General features: G+C 69.8%; 18 protein-coding genes and 1 pseudogene. 12 read left to right on the forward strand and 7 right to left on the reverse strand.

What is annotated here, in order from left to right:
* Entirely contained in the window at positions 1-240 is a 240-nt protein-coding gene (locus tag AU195_RS14250; RefSeq protein WP_059159741.1) for a hypothetical protein, read from the forward strand.
* Positions 241-252: 12 nt separating this feature from the next.
* Here the strand turns inward: AU195_RS14250 and AU195_RS14255 are convergent, their stop codons facing one another.
* Positions 253-732 (reverse strand): Lrp/AsnC family transcriptional regulator, encoded by a 480-nt coding sequence (locus AU195_RS14255; RefSeq protein ID WP_059159742.1) that lies wholly within the window; start codon positions 730-732, stop codon positions 253-255.
* 73 nt (positions 733-805) lie between these two features.
* Here AU195_RS14255 and amaB point away from each other — a divergent pair, with 73 nt between their 5' ends.
* Positions 806-2,389 carry an L-piperidine-6-carboxylate dehydrogenase gene (amaB, locus tag AU195_RS14260; RefSeq protein ID WP_059159695.1) on the forward strand — a complete coding sequence of 528 codons (1,584 nt, stop codon included), beginning with the start codon at positions 806-808 and terminating at the stop codon, positions 2,387-2,389.
* Here the strand turns inward: amaB and AU195_RS14265 are convergent.
* Complete coding sequence (locus tag AU195_RS14265) at positions 2,340-3,620, reverse strand: glycosyltransferase (protein WP_059159696.1); 1,281 nt, start codon at positions 3,618-3,620, stop codon at positions 2,340-2,342. The two genes, amaB and AU195_RS14265, sit on opposite strands and share 50 nt — an antisense overlap.
* A 34-nt stretch (positions 3,621-3,654) precedes the next feature.
* Positions 3,655-4,023: a hypothetical protein gene (locus AU195_RS14270; protein ID WP_059159697.1), complete on the reverse strand. Its 369-nt coding sequence runs from the start codon at positions 4,021-4,023 to the stop codon at positions 3,655-3,657.
* A 78-nt stretch (positions 4,024-4,101) separates the two neighbouring features.
* Here AU195_RS14270 and AU195_RS14275 point away from each other — a divergent pair, with 78 nt between their 5' ends.
* The 8 genes from AU195_RS14275 to narI all read left to right on the forward strand — a co-directional run bounded on the left by AU195_RS14275 (position 4,102) and on the right by narI (position 18,627).
* Positions 4,102-4,893 carry an SDR family oxidoreductase gene (locus tag AU195_RS14275; RefSeq protein WP_059159698.1) on the forward strand — a complete coding sequence of 264 codons (792 nt, stop codon included), beginning with the start codon at positions 4,102-4,104 and terminating at the stop codon, positions 4,891-4,893.
* 96 nt (positions 4,894-4,989) lie between these two features.
* Positions 4,990-9,585 carry an ATP-dependent helicase gene (locus AU195_RS14280; protein ID WP_059159699.1) on the forward strand — a complete coding sequence of 1,532 codons (4,596 nt, stop codon included), beginning with the start codon at positions 4,990-4,992 and terminating at the stop codon, positions 9,583-9,585.
* Between the two features lie 139 nt (positions 9,586-9,724).
* A complete protein-coding gene (gene nei2, locus AU195_RS14285; protein ID WP_059159700.1) occupies positions 9,725-10,498 on the forward strand; it encodes an endonuclease VIII Nei2 in 774 nt (257 codons plus the stop codon).
* 191 nt (positions 10,499-10,689) lie between these two features.
* Positions 10,690-11,868 carry a nitrate/nitrite transporter gene (locus AU195_RS14290; RefSeq protein ID WP_172800579.1) on the forward strand — a complete coding sequence of 393 codons (1,179 nt, stop codon included), beginning with the start codon at positions 10,690-10,692 and terminating at the stop codon, positions 11,866-11,868.
* Positions 11,865-15,557 (forward strand): nitrate reductase subunit alpha, encoded by a 3,693-nt coding sequence (locus AU195_RS14295; RefSeq protein ID WP_059159702.1) that lies wholly within the window; start codon positions 11,865-11,867, stop codon positions 15,555-15,557. The genes AU195_RS14290 and AU195_RS14295 overlap by 4 nt, the downstream gene beginning before the upstream one ends.
* A 31-nt stretch (positions 15,558-15,588) precedes the next feature.
* Positions 15,589-17,244, forward strand: a complete 1,656-nt coding sequence (gene narH / locus AU195_RS14300; protein WP_059159703.1) for a nitrate reductase subunit beta — start codon at positions 15,589-15,591, stop codon at positions 17,242-17,244.
* Positions 17,241-17,894 (forward strand): nitrate reductase molybdenum cofactor assembly chaperone, encoded by a 654-nt coding sequence (gene narJ, locus AU195_RS14305; protein ID WP_059159704.1) that lies wholly within the window; start codon positions 17,241-17,243, stop codon positions 17,892-17,894. Before narH ends, narJ begins: the two co-directional genes overlap by 4 nt.
* Before the next feature lies 1 nt (position 17,895).
* Complete coding sequence (gene narI, locus AU195_RS14310) at positions 17,896-18,627, forward strand: respiratory nitrate reductase subunit gamma (protein ID WP_059159705.1); 732 nt, start codon at positions 17,896-17,898, stop codon at positions 18,625-18,627.
* A gap of 5 nt (positions 18,628-18,632) precedes the next feature.
* Here the strand turns inward: narI and AU195_RS14315 are convergent, their stop codons facing one another.
* Complete coding sequence (locus tag AU195_RS14315) at positions 18,633-19,739, reverse strand: fatty acid desaturase family protein (protein ID WP_059159706.1); 1,107 nt, start codon at positions 19,737-19,739, stop codon at positions 18,633-18,635.
* A 14-nt stretch (positions 19,740-19,753) separates the two neighbouring features.
* Positions 19,754-20,815 (reverse strand): flavin reductase family protein, encoded by a 1,062-nt coding sequence (locus AU195_RS14320; RefSeq protein WP_059159707.1) that lies wholly within the window; start codon positions 20,813-20,815, stop codon positions 19,754-19,756.
* Between the two features lie 70 nt (positions 20,816-20,885).
* Between AU195_RS14320 and AU195_RS14325 the strand changes: the two genes are divergently transcribed.
* Entirely contained in the window at positions 20,886-21,566 is a 681-nt protein-coding gene (locus tag AU195_RS14325) for a TetR family transcriptional regulator (protein ID WP_059159708.1), read from the forward strand.
* 130 nt (positions 21,567-21,696) lie between these two features.
* Positions 21,697-22,476: an enoyl-CoA hydratase/isomerase family protein gene (locus tag AU195_RS14330; protein WP_059159709.1), complete on the forward strand. Its 780-nt coding sequence runs from the start codon at positions 21,697-21,699 to the stop codon at positions 22,474-22,476.
* Here the strand turns inward: AU195_RS14330 and AU195_RS14335 are convergent.
* Both AU195_RS14335 and AU195_RS26210 read right to left on the reverse strand, forming a co-directional pair.
* On the reverse strand, positions 22,445-23,215 hold the full coding sequence (locus AU195_RS14335) for an SDR family NAD(P)-dependent oxidoreductase (protein ID WP_059159710.1): 771 nt from the start codon (positions 23,213-23,215) through the stop codon (positions 22,445-22,447). The genes AU195_RS14330 and AU195_RS14335 overlap by 32 nt on opposite strands.
* Positions 23,216-23,235: 20 nt before the next feature.
* Positions 23,236-23,343, reverse strand: a pseudogene (locus AU195_RS26210) (RNA-binding protein); the annotation flags it as partial.

Raw genomic sequence — 23,343 nt, forward strand, 5'->3', positions numbered from 1 at the left:
GTGACCGGTGCCCCATCACATCGTGACGTCGCGGCCCGGGTCGCCGGTGCCGAGCGGTTCGCGATCTCGCTGCCGGTGATCGGCCGGGTGCCCATCCCGCGACCGGACCAACTGGCGTTCTACGCCGCGCTGGCGGGACTGGTCGCCGTGGAGCTCGTGGAATGGCCGGTTGCCGTGGCGATCGGCGCGGGCCACGCCCTGGTCAGCCAGAACCGGGAGAAATCGCCACCGCAGGAGTGAAGACAGTAAAAATTACGGCACGTGCTGCCGACCCTCGTAAAAAGTCTGTAGGATGATCGTGCTTCGGGTCCGCACGTTGGCCGCGGTCCGGATCTGCTGCAGCAGGTCCTCGAGCGCCCGTGCCGATCCGACGCGCACCAGCAACACGTAGCTCTCGTCGCCGGCCACCGAGTGGCAGGACTCGATCGCCGCTATGTGTTCGAGCCGCGCGGGCGCATCATCGGGTTGTGACGGGTCGAGAGGGGTGATCGCGACGAACGCCGACAGTTGGTGTCCGACCGCTTCCGGGCTGATCTTCGCCTGGTATCCGGTGACGATCCCGCGTGCCTCCAGCCGGCGCACCCGTGACTGCACCGCCGACACCGAGAGGCCGGCGCTGGCCGCCAGGTGCGCCAGTGTGGCCCGGCCGTCGGTCACGAGTTCACGCGCCAGGATGCGGTCGATCTCATCGAGCGGCGCAGGTGGATGCGGGTGCTCGTCGGGTTCACCCATGGCGGCACTGTAGCCGAGCGCGCGACACCGGAAACGCATACGACACTTCGACCATTGACGACAAGGACCAGCGATGACCACCACCTCCTCGGCGGCCTCCCCCGCCGCTTCGCCTGCGGCGCAGATTCTGCCGACCGCCGACGAACTGAGGGACCGGGTGCGGGCCGCCTTCGCGGCGATCGGGGCGAGCCCACACCTGGGCGCCCCCGGCGACGGCGGGATGCCCGCCAGCACCCCGATCACCGGTGAGGTGCTCTTCACCCTCGAGGAGAGTTCCCCGGCCCAGACCGAGGCCGCGATCGCAGCGGCGGCCGACGCCTTCACGCTGTGGCGCACCACCCCCGCGCCGGTGCGAGGGGCGTTGGTGGCCCGGCTCGGCGACCTGCTCGTCGAGCACAAGGCGGCGCTGGCGGACCTGGTGACCGTGGAGGCGGGCAAGATCACCTCCGAGGCGCTCGGCGAGGTGCAGGAGATGATCGACATCTGCCAGTTCGCGGTCGGCCTGTCGCGCCAGCTGTACGGCCGGACCATCGCTTCGGAGCGGCCGGGGCACCGGCTGATGGAGACGTGGCACCCGCTGGGTGTCGTGGGCGTGATCACCGCGTTCAACTTCCCGGTCGCGGTCTGGTCGTGGAACACCGCGGTCGCGCTGGTGTGCGGTGACACGGTCGTGTGGAAACCCTCTGAGCTCACCCCGCTCACGGCCATCGCCTGTCAGGCGCTGCTGCAGCGGGCGGCCGCCGACGTCGGCGCGCCACAGGCCGTCGGCCGACTCGTGCTGGGGGGCCGCGAGGTCGGCGAGACGCTGGTCGACGATCCGCGGGTGGCGCTGCTCTCCGCGACCGGTTCGGTGCGGATGGGTCGGCAGGTCGGTCCGCGGGTGGCGCAGCGGTTCGGCAAGGCACTTCTCGAACTGGGCGGCAACAACGCCGCGATCGTCACACCGTCGGCGGATCTCGACCTGGCGGTGCGGGCGATCGTGTTCTCCGCCGCCGGCACCGCGGGCCAGCGCTGCACCACCCTGCGCAGGCTGATCGTGCACCGGTCGGTGGCCGACGACCTCGTCGAGCGGATCGCCGCTGCGTACCGTCAACTGCCGGTGGGTGATCCGGCCGCGGACGGCACACTGGTCGGCCCGCTGATCCACGAGACCGCCTACCGCGACATGGTGGCCGCCCTCGAGACCGCCCGCGCCGACGGCGGTGAGGTGACCGGCGGTGAGCGTCGCATGTTCGAAGGCGAGAGCGGTGACACGTCGTTCTACGTCACACCCGCGGTCGTGCGGATGCCCGCGCAGACGGCGGTGGTGCACGCGGAGACGTTCGCCCCCATCCTCTACGTGCTGACCTACGACGACCTCGACCAGGCGATCGCGCTGAACAATGCGGTGCCGCAGGGCCTTTCGTCAGCGATCTTCACCCTCGACGTGCGGGAGGCCGAACAGTTCATGGCCGCTGACGGCTCGGACTGCGGGATCGCCAACGTCAACATCGGCACCTCGGGAGCCGAGATCGGCGGAGCGTTCGGCGGTGAGAAGCAGACCGGCGGCGGCCGCGAGTCCGGTTCGGATGCGTGGAAGGCCTACATGCGCAGGGCCACCAACACGGTCAACTACTCCGCCGAGTTGCCCCTGGCTCAAGGCGTGCACTTCGGGTAGCCGACCGGCGAATCATGTGATGCTCCAGCAGATCCGCGCCGCGTGCGACCCCGCCGGTGGCGGCGAAACCCGCCGCGGCACGGCGTGCGCCCGCCGTCATCGTCAACGCGCGCTCGACCTCGGCGCGCAGCCGCCGTGGCGTCAGTCGCCGCGCAGGCAGCCGGGTGCCGCACCGGGCGGCCTGCACCCGGCGGGCCACCTCGAACTGGTCGCGGCCGTAGGGCACCGCGCACACGGGCACTCCGCGGGCCAGCGCCTTCTGGGTGACGCCCATACCGCCGTGGGTGATCGCACAGATCGCGCGGTCCAGGACGGGCCCGTGCGGTAGGAACCCGGTCACGGTGGCGTTGGGCGGCACGGTGATTCCGTCGGGGACACCGGCCGGACAGGTCGCGACGACGTGGACGCCGCCCCCGGCGAACGCGGTCAGTGCGGTGGTGACGAGCGCGGAATCGGCCTGCTTCACCGACGACGTCGTGACCAGGACGACCGGGCTGTCGATGTCGTCGAGCCACGCCGGCACCGCGGCGGCTGCCGGTTCGTACTCACACGGTCCGATCATCTGCACCGACTCGCCCCAGCCCGGATGCGGATACTCGAACGGTTCACCACCGGCCACCAGCATCAGCGGAGCGCGACGCAGAACGGCGTCCACGTCGCGCAGGCGGGGTAGGCCGCGACTCATACGGAAGGTGTTGACGTGCACCATCATCGGAGTGTCGAAGACGTGCCGAACCACCGCGCGCACCCCGAGGTCGCGCAGGCGGCCCACCGGGCCCGGCCACGGCGCCTTGCCCGCACCGACCGGCGGCATACCCGCAGACCTCAGGAAGGGGGTGTACGGGGAGAACACCGCCCACGGCACGTCACCGGCTTCGGCGGCGGCCATCGCACCCCAGCAGTTGATGTCGAGCAGGACGAGGTCCGGCCCGACGAGCGCGATCGCCTCGTCGAGGTCGTCGAGTTCGTGAGCGCCGCGTCCGCCGAATGTCTCGATCGTCATGCGCAGCACCGCACGTCCGCTGCGGGCCCGCCAGTCCTCGCTGACGATGTCCTCGATGCGGGGATCGACGCGGTCCGCGGTCATCCCGGCGTGGCGGGCGGCGGCGACCCCGGCCGCGTAGGTGCGCACGTGCACCCGGTGTCCGCGCCCGGCCAGCTCACGCAGCAGAGCGAGCATGGGGAAGAGGTGCCCCGCCGACGGTGAGGTGTAGGCCAGAATCGTCGCCATCGCGGTCAGGGATACCCGCGCGCGACACCGCCGGTCAGCTGCTCGCGGTTACGGTTTTCTTACGCGCGGGAGCGGTCTTGCGGGCGCGGCTCGGCGGCGGCGACTCGGGGGCGGTGTCCGTACCGGCGCTCTGTCCGAGTTGGCGCGCCAACAGCGCGGTCCCGCCGACGGCGGCCAGCACCGGCCACTCCACCAGCCCGGCGGCGCCCACCGCGCCCAGTGTCAGCAGCGCCGCAGGCGTCGAATGGCTTCCGCTGCTCAAACCCTGGCGGGCACCGGTCGCCGCACCCTGCACTCCGCCGACGATCCCGTTGACGGCCGCACCGCCGAGCGCACCGGCCGCCGCGGTCGCCGCGTTGGCGGTCCCGGTGACCAGACGGGCCGCACCTTCGACGATGTTCATCACGATCTGCCTTTCCTCGATAGCCCATCGGAGTACCCGGCGGGCGGTCGGTCCACGCCCGTTCGGCAGGATCGGACCATGGACATCGACAACAGCGTCGTCGCGATCACCGGCGCCGGTTCCGGCATCGGCCGCGCACTCGCGGAGGCGTTCGCCGCCGCGGGCGCCCACCTGGTGCTCGGCGACCTCGACGAGGCCGGGCTGGCCGAGACCGCAGGACGTCTCGCGGCGACCGGAACGGCCGTCACGGCCCTGCGCGCCGACGCGAGTTCGGTGGCCGACATCGAGGCCATGGTCGCGGGGAGACCCGTCGACGTCTTCGTCGCCAACGCCGGCGTCATGGGCGCACCGGGCCTGGGCGCCGAAGCGGACTGGGACCGCATCCTCGACGTGAACCTGCGCGCGCACGTCCGCGCCGCCACCCTGTTGGTGCCGCAGTGGCAGGCCCGCGGCCGCGGCCACTTCGTCAGCGTCGCGTCGGCCGCCGGGCTGCTCACCCAGATCGGCGCCGCGGGTTACGCCGTGAGCAAACACGCCGCGGTGGGGTTCGCCGAATGGCTCGCGGTCACCTACGGCGACGACGGCATCGGCGTGACGTGCGTGTGCCCGATGGGTGTCGACACCGCGCTGCTGTCGTCGATCCGCGATTCGGCCGATGCCGCGGTGCGGTTGGGCGCGGATTCCGTCGTGCAGGCGGGCACCGTGATCAGCGCGAACGAGGTGGCCGAGCAGACCCTCGCCGCGGTCCGCGACGGCCGCTTCCTGGTCCTGCCCCACCCCCAGGTGCGCGACATGCTGGCGGGCAAGGTGGCCGATCACGACCGGTGGATAACCGGGATGCGGCGCTACCAGCGGTCGCTGCGGCAGTAGCTCCGCGAGTGCCGGGTTGTGTCACGCGTTCGGCGCGCAGGCGTGACGCGACCCGACACTCGGCACCTTGTCGGTGGCAGTTGTCACCATGGAGGGGTGACGCAGCCTCCGACGGCCACCGACGGCCTCTCCCGGTTCAGTGCCCTGACCCGGGAGTGGTTCGCGGGCACGTTCGTCGAACCCACCCCGGCGCAGGCGCAGGCCTGGTCGGCCATCGCCGACGGGGACAACACACTGGTCATCGCGCCCACCGGTTCGGGTAAGACGCTCGCGGCCTTCCTGTCCGCGATCGACCGGCTCGCGTCCTCGGAGCCCCGGCCCGCCGGGGCGGGCACCCGGGTGCTCTACGTGTCGCCACTCAAGGCGCTCGCCGTCGACGTCGAACGCAACCTGCGCACGCCGCTGACCGGGATCGCCCGGATCGCCGAACACCACGGTCACCCGCCCCCGTCGATCAGCGTCGGGGTCCGCTCCGGGGACACCACGCCCGCACAGCGCCGCGAACTCGTCACCCGTCCCCCGGACATCCTCATCACCACCCCGGAGTCGCTGTTCCTGATGCTGACCTCGGCCGCCCGCGACACCCTCGCCGAGGTGGACACGGTGATCGTGGACGAGGTGCACGCGCTGGCCGCCACGAAGCGCGGCGCGCACCTGGCGCTGTCGCTGGAGCGGCTCGACCAGCTCATGGAGCGGCCGGCGCAGCGCATCGGCCTCTCGGCGACGGTCCGCCCGCCCGAGGAGGTGGCGCGCTTCCTGTCCGGACATGCGCCGACGACCATCGTCGCCCCCCCGGCCGCCAAGACGTTCGACCTGTCGGTGCAGGTGCCGGTGCCCGACATGGCGGACCTGGAGAACAACACCATCTGGCCCGACGTCGAGGAACAGATCGTCGACCTCGTCGAGGCGCACCGCTCGTCGATCGTGTTCGCGAATTCGCGGCGGCTCGCCGAGCGCCTGACGTCGCGGCTCAACGAGATCCACGCCGAGCGCACCGGCATTGCCCTCGACGGCCGCAACGACGGGGTGGGCGGCGGCGCCCCCGCCCAGTTGATGGCCAGCGGTCAGAGCTTCGGGGCGGAACCGCTGCTGGCCAAGGCCCACCACGGGTCGGTCAGCAAGGAGCAGCGGGCGATCGTCGAGGACGACCTCAAGAGCGGGCGGCTCAAAGCGGTCGTGGCGACGTCCAGCCTCGAACTCGGCATCGACATGGGGGCGGTGGACCTCGTCATCCAGGTGGAGTCCCCGCCGTCGGTGGCCAGCGGGCTGCAGCGGGTGGGCCGGGCCGGCCACCAGGTCGGGGAGATCTCCCAGGGTGTGCTGTTCCCCAAGCACCGCACCGACCTGATCGGTTGCGCGGTCACGGTGCAGCGTATGCTCGCCGGCCAGATCGAGACCATGCGGGTGCCGGCCAACCCACTCGACGTGCTCGCCCAGCACACCGTGGCGGCCGCGGCCCTCGAACCGCTCGACGCCGATCGCTGGTTCGACGCGGTGCGGCGCAGCGCCCCGTTCGCGACGTTGCCGCGCAGCGCGTACGAGGCGACGCTCGACCTGCTGTCCGGGAAGTATCCGTCGACCGAATTCGCCGAACTACGACCCCGACTCGTGTACGACCGCGATGCCGGCACGCTGACCGCCCGCCCCGGCGCGCAGCGGCTCGCCGTGACCTCCGGTGGCGCGATCCCGGACCGCGGCCTGTTCACCGTCTACCTGGCCACCGATTCCGAGAAGCCCTCGCGGGTCGGCGAACTCGACGAGGAGATGGTCTACGAGTCCCGGCCCAGCGACGTGATCTCGCTGGGCGCCACGAGCTGGCGGATCACCGAGATCACCCACGACCGCGTGCTGGTGATCCCGGCGCCCGGCCAGCCCGCGCGGCTGCCGTTCTGGCGCGGCGACGGAGTGGGGCGGCCCGCCGAACTCGGTGCGGCCGTCGGGGCCTTCACCGGAGAACTCGCCGCGCTGGGCGCCGACGCATTCGCCGAGCGTTGTCGCACAATGGGATTCAACGACTACGCGACCGACAACCTCTACCGCCTGCTCGACGATCAGCGTCAGGCCACCGGGACGGTGCCCACCGACACCACCTTCATCGTCGAGCGGTTCCGCGACGAACTCGGTGACTGGCGGATCATCCTGCACTCCCCCTACGGTCTGCGCGTGCACGGCCCGCTCGCGCTCGCGGTCGGGCGCCGGCTGCGGGAGCGCTACGGCATCGACGAGAAACCGACCGCATCCGACGACGGCATCATCGTCCGGTTGCCGGACACCGACTTCGAATCCGGCGGCACCGCCTCGTTCGCGGACCTCTTCGTCTTCGACGCCGAGGAGATCGAACCCCTCGTCACCGCGGAGGTCGGCGGGTCGGCGCTGTTCGCGTCGCGCTTCCGCGAGTGCGCGGCCCGTGCGCTGCTGCTGCCGCGGCGTCATCCCGGTAAACGCTCCCCGCTGTGGCATCAACGCCAGCGCGCCGCCCAGCTGCTCGACGTGGCCCGCAAGTATCCGGACTTCCCGATCGTGCTCGAAGCCGTGCGCGAGTGCCTGCAGGACGTCTACGACGTCCCCGCTCTGGTCGAACTGATGCAGCGGATCGCCCAACGCCGGCTCCGGGTCGTCGAGGTGGAGACCACCACACCGTCCCCGTTCGCGGCCTCACTGCTGTTCGGGTACGTCGGCGCGTTCATGTACGAGGGCGACAGTCCGCTGGCCGAACGGCGCGCCGCCGCACTGTCATTGGACAGCACGCTGCTCGCCGAGCTGCTCGGCCGCGTCGAACTCCGTGAGCTGCTCGACTCCGACGTCATCGCCGCCACCGCGCGCCAGTTGCAGCACCTCGCCGAGGATCGGCGCGCGAAGGACGCCGAGGGTGTCGCCGACCTGCTGCGGCTGCTGGGGCCGTTGACCGCCGAGGAGATCGCCGAACGCTCCACCACCGACGACGTCGGCGGGTGGCTCGAGGGTCTGCTGTCGGCGAAGCGTGTGGTGACCGTGTCGTTCGCCGGGCAGACCTGGTGGGTGGCGATCGAGGACGTGGGCCTGCTGCGCGACGGCGTGGGGATCGCCGTGCCGGTCGGCGTCCCGCTGTCGTTCCTCGACCCGGTGGCCGATCCGCTCGGCGAGCTGATCGGCCGCTACGCGCGCACCCACGGCCCGTTCACCACCGCCGAGGCGGCCGCGCGGTTCGGTCTGGGTCTGCGCGTGACCGCCGACGTGCTGGGCCGGCTCACCGTCGACGGACGATTGGTGCGCGGTGAGTTCACCGACGTCCCCGCCGGGGATCCCGCGGGCAACGAGCAGTGGTGCGACGGCGACGTCCTGAAGATCCTGCGCCGCCGGTCGCTGGCAGCGCTGCGGGCGCAGGTGGAACCGGTCAGCACCACGGCGTACGCGAGGTTCCTCCCCGCCTGGCAGCATGTCGGATCGACCCACAGCGCGGGAGTCGATGGGCTGGCTTCGGCGATCGACCAACTCGCCGGTGCGCCGATCCCGGCGTCGGCGGTGGAGCCGTTGGTGCTGTCCCAACGGGTACGTGACTACCAGCCTGCCATGCTCGACGAACTGCTGGCCAGCGGTGAGGTCATGTGGTCGGGGGCGGGGCCGATCGGCGGTGGGGACGGCTGGATCGCCTTCCACCACGCCGACTCGGCGCCGTTGACGTTGACCGCGCCGGTCGAACTCGAATTCACCGACACCCATCGGGCGATCATGGAGACCCTCGGCGCCGGCGGCGCTTTCTTCTTTCGTCAGCTCGCTGACACCTCCTTCCGCCAAGTGGCCGGCGGCGACTCCGAATCCTTCAAAACGGCGCTGTGGGAATTGATCTGGGGCGGCTGGGTCACCGGCGACACCTTCGCCCCCGTGCGCGCCATGCTCTCCGGAAGCCGGCGGTCCACCGGCAGGCGCGGCGCCCCCGCACACAGGCAACGGGCTCGCCCGCCGCGGTTGAGCAGCTACAGCATCGCGCACGCGCAGACCAGGTCGAGTGACCCGACGGTGGCCGGACGCTGGTCGGCGTTACCGGATGCAGAGCCCGATTCAACTGTGCGCGCGCACTTCTCGGCCGAGCTGCTCCTCAACCGCCACGGAGTGCTCACCAAGGGCGCGGCCGTCGCCGAGGGTGTGCCGGGCGGGTTCGCGATGCTCTACAAGGTGCTGACCGCCTTCGAGGACGCCGGCCGCTGCCAGCGCGGCTACTTCGTCGAATCGCTGGGCGGGGCCCAGTTCGCCGTGGCCTCGACGGTGGACCGGTTACGGACCTATCTGGACGAGGTCGACCAGGAACGCCGTGACTACCACGCGGTGGTACTGGCGGCGGCCGACCCGGCCAACCCCTACGGCGCCGCGCTGCCGTGGCCGGCCCGCACCGCCGACGGTGAGGCGGAGGGTTCACACCGGCCGGGCCGCAAGGCGGGTGCGCTGGTGGCGCTGGTCGACGGCGAGTTGGCCTGGTTCCTGGAACGGGGCGGCCGGTCGTTGCTCAGCTTCACCGACGACTCCGACGCCCAGATGGCGGCCGCGGCCGCGCTGGCCGACCTGGTGGGCCGCGGCCGCGTGCAGTCGCTTCTGGTCGAGAAAGTCAACGGGGTGGCGGTGTTGGAACCCGCACCGGGCGGGGTGCGCGCGGCCGTGCACGACGCGTTGACCGGTGCGGGGTTCACCCGCACGCCGCGCGGTCTGCGGCTGCGGTGACGGCCGTGGCGATTCACCGCGCGTGGGGTCGTCGGTGAGTTCATCGATTCACATGTGAGCAGCCTGACGTCCCGTCGGCACCGCCGTGGGTCCGAAAGCCCTCATCTCGGGTCTTTCGACGTACTTGGTTCAATGGGCTATGCCTGAAGGCGACACCGTCTACCGCACCGCCACCGCGCTGCGCGAAGGCCTCCAGGGCAAGACACTGACCCGCTGCGATGTCCGCGTACCGCGCTACGCCACCGTCGATCTCACCGGCCACGTCGTCGAGGAGGTACTCAGCCGCGGCAAGCACCTGTTCATCAGGGTCGGCCCGGCCAGCATCCACTCACACCTGAAGATGGAGGGGAGCTGGAAGGTCGTCCCGGCGTCGCGTCCGAGCCGGGCGGGCTACCGCATCCGCATCATCCTCGAGGCCGGCGAGGGTGAGCAGGCGGTGCAGGCCGCGGGCATCGATCTCGGCGTGCTGGAGATCCTCGACCGCGAACACGACATGGACGCCGTCGCCCACCTCGGGCCCGACCTGCTCGGAGACGACTGGGAGCCGCGCACAGCGGCGCAGAACCTCAGCGCCGACCCGGACCGACGCCTTTCCGAGGCACTGCTGGACCAGCGGGTGATGGCCGGCGTGGGCAACGTCTACGCCAACGAACTGTGCTTCGTCGCCGGGCACCTGCCGACCGCGCCGGTGAGCGCGCTCAAGGACCCGTTGCGGATGGTGCAGCGCGCTCGGGATATGTTGTGGCTGAACAGGTCCCGGTGGAACCGCACCACCACCGGCGACACCCGCCCCGGTCGCGACGTGTGGGTGTACGGCCGGGCAGGCAAGCCGTGCCGCCGCTGCGGCACCCCGATCCGGCGCGACGGCGACGGCGATCGGGTCTCGTACTGGTGCCCGCACTGCCAGCGGTGACCGTTCGGGCGCGCCGACACGACGGTCGTTGACGTATTCCGGGCGTTTCCGCACCTCATCGGAAGTGTCGGCGCGCCACTGGTTGCTTTAATGCAAAAGTTTTCCGCAATTCCATGTCAGCGCCATCGTCGGGTGGTTCCCTATTTGGTGTGAACACGGCCGTCACGCCGGACACAGGCGCACGCCGAGGGATGAACCTCGCCCTCGCCACATGGGTTTCCGCGATCAACTTCTGGGCCTGGAACATGATCGGCCCGCTGTCGACCACCTACGCCGGCGACCTGTCGTTGAGCAGCACCCAGGCGTCGATGCTGGTGGCCACGCCCATCCTGGTCGGGTCGCTGGGCCGCATCGTCGTCGGCTCGCTCACCGACCGGTTCGGCGGTCGGGTGATGTTCATCGCCATCTCGCTGGCCTCGATCGTCCCGGTGCTCGCCGTCGGGGCCGCCGGATCGGCCGGTTCGTACCCACTGCTGCTGGTGTTCGGGTTCTTCCTCGGCATCGCCGGCACGATATTCGCCGTCGGCATCCCGTTCGCCAACCACTGGTACGAGGCGTCGCGCCGCGGTTTCGCCACCGGCGTCTTCGGCATGGGCATGGTCGGGACCGCGCTGTCGGCGTTCTTCACCCCGCGGTTCGTCAACTGGTTCGGTCTGTTCACCACCCACCTGATCGTCGCGATCGCGCTCGCACTCACCGCGGTGATCTGCCTGCTCGCGATGCACGACTCACCGCACTTCGCACCCAATACCGACGCGGTGCTGCCGAAACTCAAAGCGGCCGCGAGACTCCGCGTCACGTGGGAGATGTCGTTCCTCTACGCCGTCGTGTTCGGCGGGTTCGTCGCGTTCAGCAACTACCTGCCCACCTACATCAAGACCATCTACGACTTCTCCGCCGTCGACGCCGGCGCGCGCACCGCCGGGTTCGCTCTGGCGGCCGTGCTCGCCAGGCCGGTGGGCGGTGCGCTCGCCGACCGCATCCCACCCAAGTACGTCGTGCTGGCGTCGTTCGCCGGCACCGCGGTGCTGGCCTTCGTCGCAGTCTTCCAGCCACCGCCGGACCTGTGGTCGGCGGTCACGTTCATCAGCCTGGCGCTGTTCCTCGGCGTCGGCACCGGTGGGGTGTTCGCCTGGGTGGCGCGCCGCTCGCCTGCGCAGTCGGTGGGTTCCATCACCGGGATCGTCGCTGCCGCAGGCGGACTCGGCGGCTACTTCCCGCCGCTGGTGATGGGCGGAACCTACGACGCGGTCGACAACGACTACACCGTCGGGTTGCTGCTGCTGGTGGCCACCGCGCTGATCGCGTTTGCCTACACCGCGCTGCGCCTGCACGCCCGCGAACCACAACCGAAGGGGACGCCCACGTGAGCCGAGCACCCCGCACCGGCGGCGTGGTCGAGGAACTGCTCGAACGCAGCGGCCGGTTCTTCACCCCCGGCGAGATCTCCGACGACCTGCGGACCGTCACCCGCCGCGGGGGTCGAGAAGGCGACGTCTTCTACCGTGACCGGTGGAGCCACGACAAGGTGGTCCGCTCCACCCACGGCGTCAACTGCACCGGGTCGTGCTCGTGGAAGATCTACGTCAAGGACGGGATCATCACCTGGGAGACCCAGCAGACCGACTATCCGTCCGTCGGCCCCGACCGGCCCGAATACGAGCCGCGGGGATGTCCTCGGGGCGCGGCCTTCTCGTGGTACACCTACTCGCCGACGCGGGTCCGGTACCCCTATGCGCGCGGCGTGCTGGTGCAGATGTACCGCGAGGCCAGGGAACGCCTCGGCGATCCGGTGCTCGCCTGGGCCGACATCCAATCCGATCCCGAACGCCGCCGCCGCTACCAACAGGCCAGGGGCAAGGGCGGATTGGTGCGGGTGAGCTGGGCCGAGGCGACCGAGATGATCGCCGCCGCACACGTGCACACGGTGAAGACCTACGGCCCGGACCGGGTCGCCGGGTTCTCGCCGATCCCGGCCATGTCGATGGTGAGCCATGCGGCCGGGTCGCGGTTCGTCGAGTTGATCGGCGGCGCGATGACCTCCTTCTACGACTGGTACGCCGATCTGCCGGTGGCCTCGCCGCAGGTCTTCGGGGACCAGACCGACGTCCCCGAATCCGGTGACTGGTGGGACGCGGCGTATCTGGTGATGTGGGGTTCCAACGTCCCGGTCACCCGCACCCCCGACGCGCACTGGATGGCCGAGGTGCGTTACCGCGGCACCAAGGTCGTCACGGTCAGCCCCGACTACGCGGACAACACCAAGTTCGCCGACGAGTGGATGCCCTGTGCGGCAGGCACCGACGGGGCGCTGGCGATGGCGATGGGCCACGTCATCCTCTCCGAATTTCTCGTCCGGCAGCGGGTGCCGTTCTTCGTCGACTACGTGCGCCAGTACACCGACCTGCCGTTCCTGGTGAAGCTCGAGGACCGCGACGGCGCGCTGGTCCCCGGGAAGATGCTCACCGCGGCGGACCTGGGCCACCGGGTGGAGAACGCGGCGTTCAAACCGGTGCTGCTCGACGGGCGCACCGACGACGTGGCCGTCCCGCAGGGTTCGCTCGGGTTCCGCTACGGCGACGACGGTGTCGGCAAGTGGAACCTCGACCTCGGCGAGCTCTCCCCCGCCCTCACCGTGGCCGCCGACGGCGCCGAGACCACCGCGATCGCGCTGCCGCGGTTCGACACCGTCGACGGGCACGGCACGACGCTTCGGCGCGGCGTGCCGGTGCGCCGGGTGGGCGACCACCTGGTGTGCACGGTCTTCGACCTGATGCTGGCCCAGTACGGGGTGGCGCGGCCCGGGCTGCCGGGCGATTGGCCGGGCGGATACGACGACGCCGAGCATCCGTACACCCCGGCCTGGCAGGAGGCGATCACCGGGGTGTCGGCCGGCCAGGTGATCCGCATCGCCCGTGAATTCGCCCGCAACGCCGAGGATTCCGGCGGCCGCTCGATGATCATCATGGGCGCCGGCATCTGTCAGTGGTTCCACGGTGACGCCACCTACCGCGCGGTGCTGTCGCTGCTGCTGCTCACCGGATCTATGGGACGCAACGGCGGTGGCTGGGCGCACTACGTGGGCCAGGAGAAGTGCAGGCCGGTGACCGGGTGGGCGACGATGGCGATGGGCACCGACTGGTCACGCCCGCCGCGGCAGATGCCGGGCACCTCGTACTGGTACGTGCACGCCGATCAGTGGCGCTACGACGGATACCGCGCCGACGCGCTGGCCAGCCCGACCGGCCGCGGCCGGTTCACCGGGAAACACACGATGGACGTGCTGGCGGCGTCGACCGCGATGGGGTGGATGCCGTTCTATCCGCAGTTCGACCGGTCCAGCCTCGACATCGCCGACGAGGCGCTGGCCGCCGGGCGCGACAAATCCGGCATCGCCGACTACGTGGCGGAGCAGTTGTCCTCGGGCGCGGTGAAACTCGCGGTCACCGATCCCGACGACCCGAAAAACTGGCCGCGCGTGCTCAACGTGTGGCGGGCCAACCTGCTGGGGTCTTCGAGCAAGGGCAACGAGTACTTCCTGCGGCACCTGCTGGGCACCGCGTCGAATCTGCAGGCCACGCCCACCCCGGAGGCGTTGCGGCCCAACGATGTCCAGTGGAGTGCCGACATCCCCGAGGGCAAGCTCGACCTGCTCATGTCGATCGACTTCCGGATGACCTCGACCACGCTGCTGTCGGATGTCGTGCTGCCCGCCGCGACCTGGTACGAGAAGGCGGATCTCAACACCACCGACATGCACCCCTACGTCCACGCGTTCACCGCCGCCATCGATCCCCCGTGGGAGACGCGGTCGGACTACGACGCGTTCGGCGCGATCGCCCGGACCTTCAGCGCGCTGGCCAAGATGCACCTGGGCACCCGCACCGACGTGGTGCTCGGCGCCCTGCAACACGACACCCCCGGGGCGCTGGCCTATCCCGGCGGCACCGAGAACGACTGGCGCGTGACCGGGGAGAGACCGGTCCCCGGCAAGACGATGGGACCGCTGGCGGTGGTCGAACGCGACTACACCGCGATCGCCGACAAATGGGCCAGCCTCGGCCCGCTGGTGGAGCGGTTGGGGCTCACCACCAAAGGCATCACCACCCGGCCCGAACAGGAAACCCGGGAGCTGGCGGCGAAATTCGGGGTGCTGAAGACCGGCGCGGCAGCGGGGCGACCGGCGATCACCACCGCCGAGCGCATGGCCGACACCATCCTGGCGCTGTCGGGCACCACCAACGGCCGGCTCGCGGTCGAGGGCTTCCGCGAACTGGAGCGACGAACCGGCCGGCACCTCGCGCACCTGGCCGAGGGCAGCGAGGAGCGCCGCATCACCTACGCCGACGCGCAGGCCCGTCCGGTACCGGTGATCACCAGCCCGGAGTGGTCGGGCAGCGAGACCGGCGGACGGCGCTACGCCCCGTTCACGGTCAACGTCGAGCAGCTCAAACCGTTCCACACGTTGACGGGGCGGATGCACTTCTACCTCGATCACGACTGGCTCGAGGAACTCGGCGAGCAACTGCCCGTCTACCGTCCTCCGCTGGACATGGCCCGCCTGTTCGGCGAACCGGCCGTCGGAGACCGCCGTGACGGCGTCGGGTTGACCGTGCGGTATCTCACCCCGCACTCGAAGTGGTCGATCCACTCGGAGTACCAGGACAACCTGCTGATGCTGTCGCTGTCGCGGGGCGGTCCGACGATGTGGATGAGCCCCGTCGACGCGGCGAAGATCGACGTGGGCGACAACGATTGGGTCGAAGCCGTCAACCGCAACGGCGTGCTGGTGTGCCGGGCGATCGTCAGCCACCGGATGCCCGAGGGTGTGGTGTTCGTCTACCACGCGCAGGAGCGCACCATCGACGTGCCGTTGACCGAGACCACGGGAAGGCGTGGCGGCATTCACAACTCGTTGACCCGGTTGCTCATCAAACCGAGCCATCTGGCCGGGGGCTACGCGCAGAACGCGTTTGCGTTCAACTATCTCGGCCCCACCGGCAATCAACGCGACGAGGTGACCGTGGTGCGGCGCCGTTCACAGACGGTGGCCTACTAGTGCGCCGGGCGACGAAGGAGCGAGGCAGACCATGAAGGTCATGGCCCAGATGGCGATGGTGATGAACCTCGACAAGTGCATCGGGTGTCATACCTGCTCGGTCACCTGCAAACAGGCGTGGACCAACCGGCCCGGGACCGAGTACGTGTGGTTCAACAACGTCGAAACCCGCCCTGGACAAGGCTATCCGCGGACCTACGAGGACCAGGAGCGGTGGCGGGGCGGCTGGGTCCGCGACCGCAGAGGCCGGCTGCGGCTGCGCGACGGCGGCCGGTTGAGCAAGCTGCTGCGGATCTTCGCCAACCCGAAGATGCCCAGCATCGAGGACTACTACGAACCCTGGACCTACGACTACGAGAACCTCACATCCGCGCCCCTGGGCGAGCAGATGCCGGTGGCGCCGCCGCGCAGCCTGATCAGCGGTGAGCCGATGAAGATCTCGTGGTCGGCGAACTGGGACGACGACCTCGGCGGCTCCCCCGAGATCGTGCCCGGCGATCCGGTGCTCGCGAAGGTCAGCGAACAGGTCCGGCTCGAGTTCGAGCAGACCTTCATGTTCTTCCTGCCGCGCATCTGCGAACACTGCCTCAACCCCTCGTGCATGGCGTCGTGTCCGTCGGGCGCACTCTATAAACGCAGCGAGGACGGCATCGTTCTCGTCGACCAGGACCGCTGCCGCGGCTGGCGGATGTGTGTGTCCGGGTGCCCCTACAAGAAGATGTACTTCAACCACAAGACCGGCAAGGCCGAGAAGTGCACGCTGTGCTACCCGCGCATCGAAGTCGGCCTGCCCACAGTGTGCTCGGAGACCTGCGTCGGCCGGTTGCGCTATCTGGGCCTGGTGCTCTACGACGTCGACCGGGTACTGGCGGCGGCCTCGGTGGAGAACGACACCGACCTCTACGAGGCGCAGAAGGGGGTGCTGCTCGATCCGCACGATCCGGAGGTCATCGCCGGGGCGCGCGCCGAGGGGATCTCCGACGAATGGATCGACGCGGCCCAGCGCTCGCCGATCTACGCGCTCATCCACACCTACCGGGTGGCGCTGCCGCTGCACCCGGAATACCGCACCATGCCGATGGTCTGGTACATCCCGCCGCTGTCGCCGATCGTCGACGCGGTGGCCCGCGACGGTCACGACGGTGAGGAACTGGGCAATCTCTTCGGCGCACTGGAGGCGTTGCGCATCCCGATCGAGTACCTGGCCGGACTGTTCACCGCCGGGGACACCGCCGTCGTCGAGGACGTGCTGCGCCGTCTCGCCGCGATGCGCTCCTACATGCGCGACATCAACCTCGGGCGCGAGACCCAGCCACACATCCCGCAGTCGGTCGGCTTGACCGAGGAACAGATCTACGACATGTACAGGTTGCTGGCGCTCGCCAAATACGATGAGCGGTACGTGATTCCGACGGCCTACGCGGCCGGCGGGATCCCGGGGGCCGAGGAGCCCGGGTGTTCGCTGTCATTCGAGGGCGGGCCGGGCATGTATGAATCCGGTCCGTTCGGTGAGGCCAGCGGTGGCCCGGTGGCAGTGGCCGTCGAGACGTTCCACGCGCTGCAGCACCGGCAGACCAGCGACGGCATGGCCGCCAATGCGGACCGACCGTCACGGGTGAACCTGCTCAACTGGGACGGCCGCGGCACCCCGCCGGGGATCTTCCCGGACAACGGGGATTCGCGATGAAGACCGCCAGACTCTTCCAGCGGTCCCGCCATGGCCTCGAGGATCGGCTCGTGTGGCAGTGCGCCTCGCTGCTGCTCAGCTATCCAGACCGCGGCAGGCTCGAGACCGCCGAGCAGATGCTGGGCCATCTCGACGGAGTTGCCGCGCAGCGTCTTTCGAGTACCGTGGCCGCGCTGCGCTCGGTCGACCCGTTGCGGGCCGCACAGGACTACGTCGCCACCTTCGACCTGCGCCGCCGCGCCACGATGTACCTGACGTATTGGACGGCCGGTGACACCCGCAACCGCGGCGGCGCGATGCTGGCCTTCGCGCAGGTGTACCGCGCCGCGGGGATGACGCCGCCCGCCGACGAGGCGCCCGACTACCTGCCGGTGGTGCTGGAGTTCGCCGCGACCGTCGATCCGGAGGCCGGGGCCCGGCTGCTCGGCGAGCACCGGGTGCCGGTCGAGGTGCTGCACCGGGCCCTGCGCGAGGCCGATTCGCCGTACGCGGACACCGTCGCCGCCGTGCTGGCGACGCTGCCGGCCGCCACCGACGCCGATGTGCGCCGGGCCCGGAAACTGGCCGCCGACGGGCCTCCCGCCGAAGCCGTCGGCCTGCAGCCGTTCACGCTGACCGTACCGCCACGCCGCACCCGAGGAGGCAGCTGAGATGTCGGGCTGGGAGATCTTCTGGGATGTGGCCCCGTACGTGACGCTGGCGATCGTCGTCGTGGGCATCTGGTGGCGCTACCGCTACGACAAGTTCGGCTGGACCACGCGCTCGTCGCAATTGTACGAATCGCGTCTGCTGCGGATCGGCAGCCCGATGTTCCACTTCGGCATCCTGGTGGTGATCGTGGGGCACGTCATCGGCCTGGTGATCCCCGAATCCTGGACCAGGGCGGTCGGTCTGAGCGACCACGCCTATCACGTCCAGGCGCTGGTGCTGGGGGCGATCGCCGGTGTCACCACGTTGACCGGTATCGCGTTGCTGGTGTTCCGGCGCCGCACCACCGGACCGGTGTTCCTCGCGACGACCGTCAACGACAAGGTGATGTACCTGGTGCTCGTGATGGCCATCATCGCGGGGCTGGCCTGCACGCTGATCGGGGCGACTCCGGTCGGCGCCGAACACGACTACCGCCAGACGGTCTCGCCCTGGTTCCGGTCCATCTGGATTCTGCAGCCGCGCGGCGATCTGATGGCGATGGCGCCGCTGTGGTTCCACATCCACGTGATCATCGCGCTGGTGCTGTTCTGCCTGTGGCCGTTCACCCGGCTGGTGCACGTGTTCAGCGCGCCGATCGGCTACCTGTTCCGGCCGTACATCGTCTACCGCAGCCGCGACGTCGCGGGCAAGGGAGAGCTCGTCGGCTCGCAGCCGCACCGCAGGGGCTGGTGACCCGGTCAGTTCGGCAGTGCCAGCCGCACGATCTTGCGCACCACGGTGGCGAACTGGCGAGGCAGCGGGCCGGTGTTGTAGGGCAACCCGTAGCGGCGGCAGATGTCGCGCACCTGTGGTGCGATCTCCGCGTGGCGGTGGGCGGGAACGTCGGGGAACAGGTGGTGTTCGATCTGGAACGACAGGTTGCCGCTGAGGATGTGGAAGAGCTTGCCGCCACTGAGGTTCGCCGAGCCGAGGATCTGGCGGAAGTACCACTGGCCGCGTGACTCGGCCTTGGTCTCCTCGATCGAGAACTCCTGCACGTCCTCGGGGAAGTGGCCGCAGAAGATGATCATGTACGACCACACGTTACGCATCAGGTTGGCGGTCAGGTTGCCGGCGAACACCCACGGCGCGAACGGCCCGGCCAGCAGCGGAAAGGCCACGTAGTCCTTGAGCGTCTGGCTCTTGGTCTTGCGCCAGATGCCCTGCAGGATCTCGCGCTTGTCGGCGATGCTGATCTCACCGGCCCGAATTCGCTCGGTCTCCAGTTCGTGCAGCGCGACGCCGTACTGGAACAGCACCATCAGCAGGAACGCGTAGACCGGGTTGCCGAGGAAATACGGCTGCCACCGCTGGTTCTCGCTCATCCGCAGGATGCCGTAGCCGATGTCGCGGTCCATGCCGACGATGTTGGTGTAGGTGTGGTGCATGTAGTTGTGGGAGTGCCGCCACTGGTCGCCCGGGCAGGCGTTGTCCCATTCGAACTTCTTGCTGGACAACGCCGGATCACCGGTCCAGTCGTACTGGCCGTGCATGACGTTGTGGCCGATCTCCATGTTGTCGATGATCTTCGACAGGCCCAGCATCGCCGTGCCGGCGAGCCAGAACGGCGGGAAGATGCCGCCGAAAAGCATTGCACGTCCGCCGACTTCGAGCGTCCGCTGGGCCTTGATGACCTTGCGGATGTAGGTGGTGTCGCGTTCACCCAGGTCGGCGACCACCTGCTCGCGCAGCGCGTCGAGTTCGCGGCCGAACGCCTCGAGCTGTTCGGCGGACAGGCGGACGGTCTTGCCGGCGACGGTCTTCTCGACGCCCTTGGCGGCCGGCGCAGTGATCGTGGAAGTCATGTCGAACTCCTTTCCTAGAGCGCGATCTCGACGTCGCCGACGGGTGCGGACACGCAGATCTGCACGTCCTCGCCGTCGACACCCGAGACCGCGCCGGTGATCAGGTTCTTGACCACGCCGCTGGTCTTGCGGCGGGTGCAGCTGTGGCAGATGCCCATCCGGCATCCGCTCTCGGGGGTGAGGCCGGCGGCCTCGGCCTGCTCGAGCAGGGGGCGGCCGTCGTCGGTCACCGAGACGCCGCTGTCGGCGAAGCTGACCCGGCCGCCCGACGATGCCCCGGCGAACGTCGGCGGGACGAAGCTCTCGGCCAGTGCGTCCGGACGGACCTCCCGGACGGCGGCGGCGAGTTCCGGCGGACCGCAGACGAAGACGGCGTCCGCATCGGGCAGCGCAGCGGTCAGATGATCGGCGCAGAAACGCCCGACCAGATCGGTGCCCGCGGTGTCGCGGGTGTAGCCGTAGAACACCCGCACACCCGGCATCGCCGCGAGTTCGGTGCGGTAGCAGGCCTCGGCGGCGCCGCGGGCGTAGTGGATCAGCGCGAGGTCACCGGTGTGCCCCTGGGCGCGCAGCGTCCGGATCATGGACAGCACCGGGGTGATGCCGCTGCCCCCGGCGATGAACAGGATGCGCCGGGGCCGGGCCGCGGGCAGGGTGAAGTCACCGCCGACCGAGTCGAGGCCGACGACCATCCCCGGACGGGCGTGATCGCACAGGTACGTCGACACCAGACCGCCGTCGTGACGGCCGACCGTCAGCTCGATGAGACCGGAGTCCTCGGCGTTGGCCGGTGAGTAGCAGCGGGTGCGGCGGCGCCCGTCGATCTCGACCGTGAGGTTGAGGTGCTGGCCGGCCCGAAAGCCGGTGAACACCTGATTCGGTTCCAGCGTCAGCGTGACGCTGCGGGGGGTCTGCCGACGGACCGCGACGACCCTGGCGCGGGCCTCACCCAGCGTCCACGTCGGGGTCACGAGCTCGGTGTACCGGTCCACGCCGTGCGGCCCGGTCAGCAGGTCGAGCAGCGGTGAGCGCAGCACCCGCTCCCGCAGGCCCCGGTTTCGCGTTTGAGTGAACATTTGTACACCGTGCGCCGTTACGACTGGATCCGTCAAGGGTGTCAAAGCAGCTTGTGGTAGGTTTCACATTGTGAACAGTCGTACGCCCAGTTCACGCACAAGCCGCTCCGGAACGCGTTCTCGGGACAAGTCCGCGTCGCGTGAGGAGAAGAAGGAAGCCACCCGAAGGGCCATCGTCGCCGCCGCGCTGACGCTGCTCGAGGAACGCAGCTTCGCCGCGCTGAGCCTGCGTGAGGTCACCCGGGAGGCCGGCATCGCGCCCGCCGCGTTCTACCGGCATTTCGAGTCGATGGAAGCGCTGGGCCTGGTCCTCATCGATGAGTCGTTCCGCGCGCTGCGCGATCTGTTGCGTAGCGCACGCGCCGGCAAGCTGGACCCGAAGCGGGTCATCGAGTCCTCGGTGGACATGCTCGTCGAGGGCGTGAACCAGCGCCGCGAATACTGGCGGTTCATCGGCCGGGAACGCTCCAGCGGGGTGGCCGTGCTGCGTTACGCGATCCGCACCGAGATTCGGTTGGTCACCTCGGAGTTGGCGATCGACCTGGCCCGCTTCCCCGGCCTGAACACGTGGAGCGCCGAGGATCTCAACATCCTGGCCAGCCTGATCGTCAACGCGATGATCTCGATTGCCGAGGCCATAGAAAACACGGCGGACGCGTCCGATGCCGCTCAAGCCGAGATCAAGCGGATCGCCGTCAAGCAGTTGCGGATGATCGTCGTCGGGGTCGCCGGTTGGCGCAGCGCGGGGTGACGCTCGGCGCCGAGACTACGGTTGTTGCACGGTCTTCGGCGATTCGGCGCCAACAACCGTGGTCTCGGCGGTGCCGGCCTCGACCGGGCCAAGGCCTGCGTGCCCCGCTCCGAGCGCTAGCGTGGCCGTCATGACCGTCCTGGAGTTGAGCCGCCCGCGGCCCGACATCGCCGTCGTCACCCTCAACCGGCCGGAGAAGCTCAACGCGCTGTCCTACGAGCTCGTCGAGAGCTTCCACGACACGCTGAGCGACATCGCCGCCGACAACGACTGCCGCGTTGTCGTCCTGACCGGCGCCGGACGCGGGTTCTGCTCGGGCCTGGACCTCACCGACCCGAACCCGGAGGCGACCGGCGGCGGTACGGAGTTCCCGCGTTCGGGCATGCGCTGGCAGGAACGCATCGCCGAGCTGACGACGCGGCTGCACCGGCTGCGCCAACCGGTGATCGCCGCGGTGAACGGCCCGGCGTACGGCGGCGGGTTCGCCATCGCGGCGGCGGCCGACATCCGCCTCGCCTCCGAAACCGCCCGGTTCTGCACGCAGTTCATCAAACTCGGCCTCGGCGGCTGCGACATCGGCGTGAGTTACACCCTGCCGAGGATCGTCGGCGCGGGGCACGCCTTCGACCTCATCCTGACCGCGCGCCAGGTCGACGCCGCCGAGGCCCTACGGCTGGGCCTGGTCTCGCGGGTGTCGGCGAACGTCGTCGACGACGCGTTGGCCATGGCCGAAACACTGTGCGGCTACGGCAAATTCGGTCTCGAATCGACCAAGCAGGTGCTGTGGGCCAACCTCGAGGCGGGCAGTCTCGAACAGGCCATCCACCTCGAGAACCGCAGCCAGATCCTGGCGTCGACGAGCGGTGAGATGCGCGAGGCTAGCGAGGCGTTCCGCCGCCGTCCACGATGATCGCCTGACCGGTGAGGTAGCTGCCGGCGTCGGACACCAGCAGCAGGGCGGCGCCCACCATCTCGTCGGGTGACGCCAGCCGCTTCTGCAGGGTGGCGCCGGCCATCGCGTCGATCGCCTCCTGCGGGTTGTTGCGCATCATGTCGGTGTCGACGGGCCCTGGCGCCAGCGCGTTCACCCGGATGCCGTACGGCGCGTACGCCGCGGCCATCGACCGCGTGAACGACAGCAGCGCCGCCTTGCCCGCGGCGTACATCGACACACCCGGCGCGAAGTTGAAGGCACCGACCGACACCATGTTCAGCACCGCGGCGTGCCGGCTCTCCTTCAGATGCGGCAGCGCGTGCTGCACCAGGAACACCGGTCCGCGCAGGTTGACGTCGTAGGACTTCGTCCACGCCTCGGGCGTCATCTCGCCCAGCGGCTGGGCCAACGCGTTGGCGGCGTTGTTGACCAGGACGTCGACTCCGCCGAACTCCTCGACGGTACGGGTGACCAGTGCCTGCAGTGAGTCGATGTCACCGAGGTGGGTGGGCACGCCGATCGCCTGTCCGCCGAGGCCGCGCAGATGTTCGGCGGCCCGCTCGCATGCATCGGGTTTGCGGCTCGCGACCACCACCTGCGCGCCGGCGAGCACGAACCCTTCGGCGAGTGCCAGGCCGATGCCGCGGGTGCCACCCGTCACGACAACGGTACGGCCGGTCAGGTCGAAGAGCCGGTCGAACGATGCGCGATCCACCGCGTCAGTGAATCATGCCGTCAGATACAGCCGCTGACGGAGATCCGTCTGCCGACGCTGGCGCACACGTCCACGTTCGGCGCGGGCGGGACGTACACCGGCGGAGGCGGTGGCGGGGGGGGCGGCCG

Origin of the sequence: Mycobacterium sp. IS-1496, from assembly GCF_001499995.1 — a bacterium.
Taxonomy (GTDB): domain Bacteria; phylum Actinomycetota; class Actinomycetes; order Mycobacteriales; family Mycobacteriaceae; genus Mycobacterium.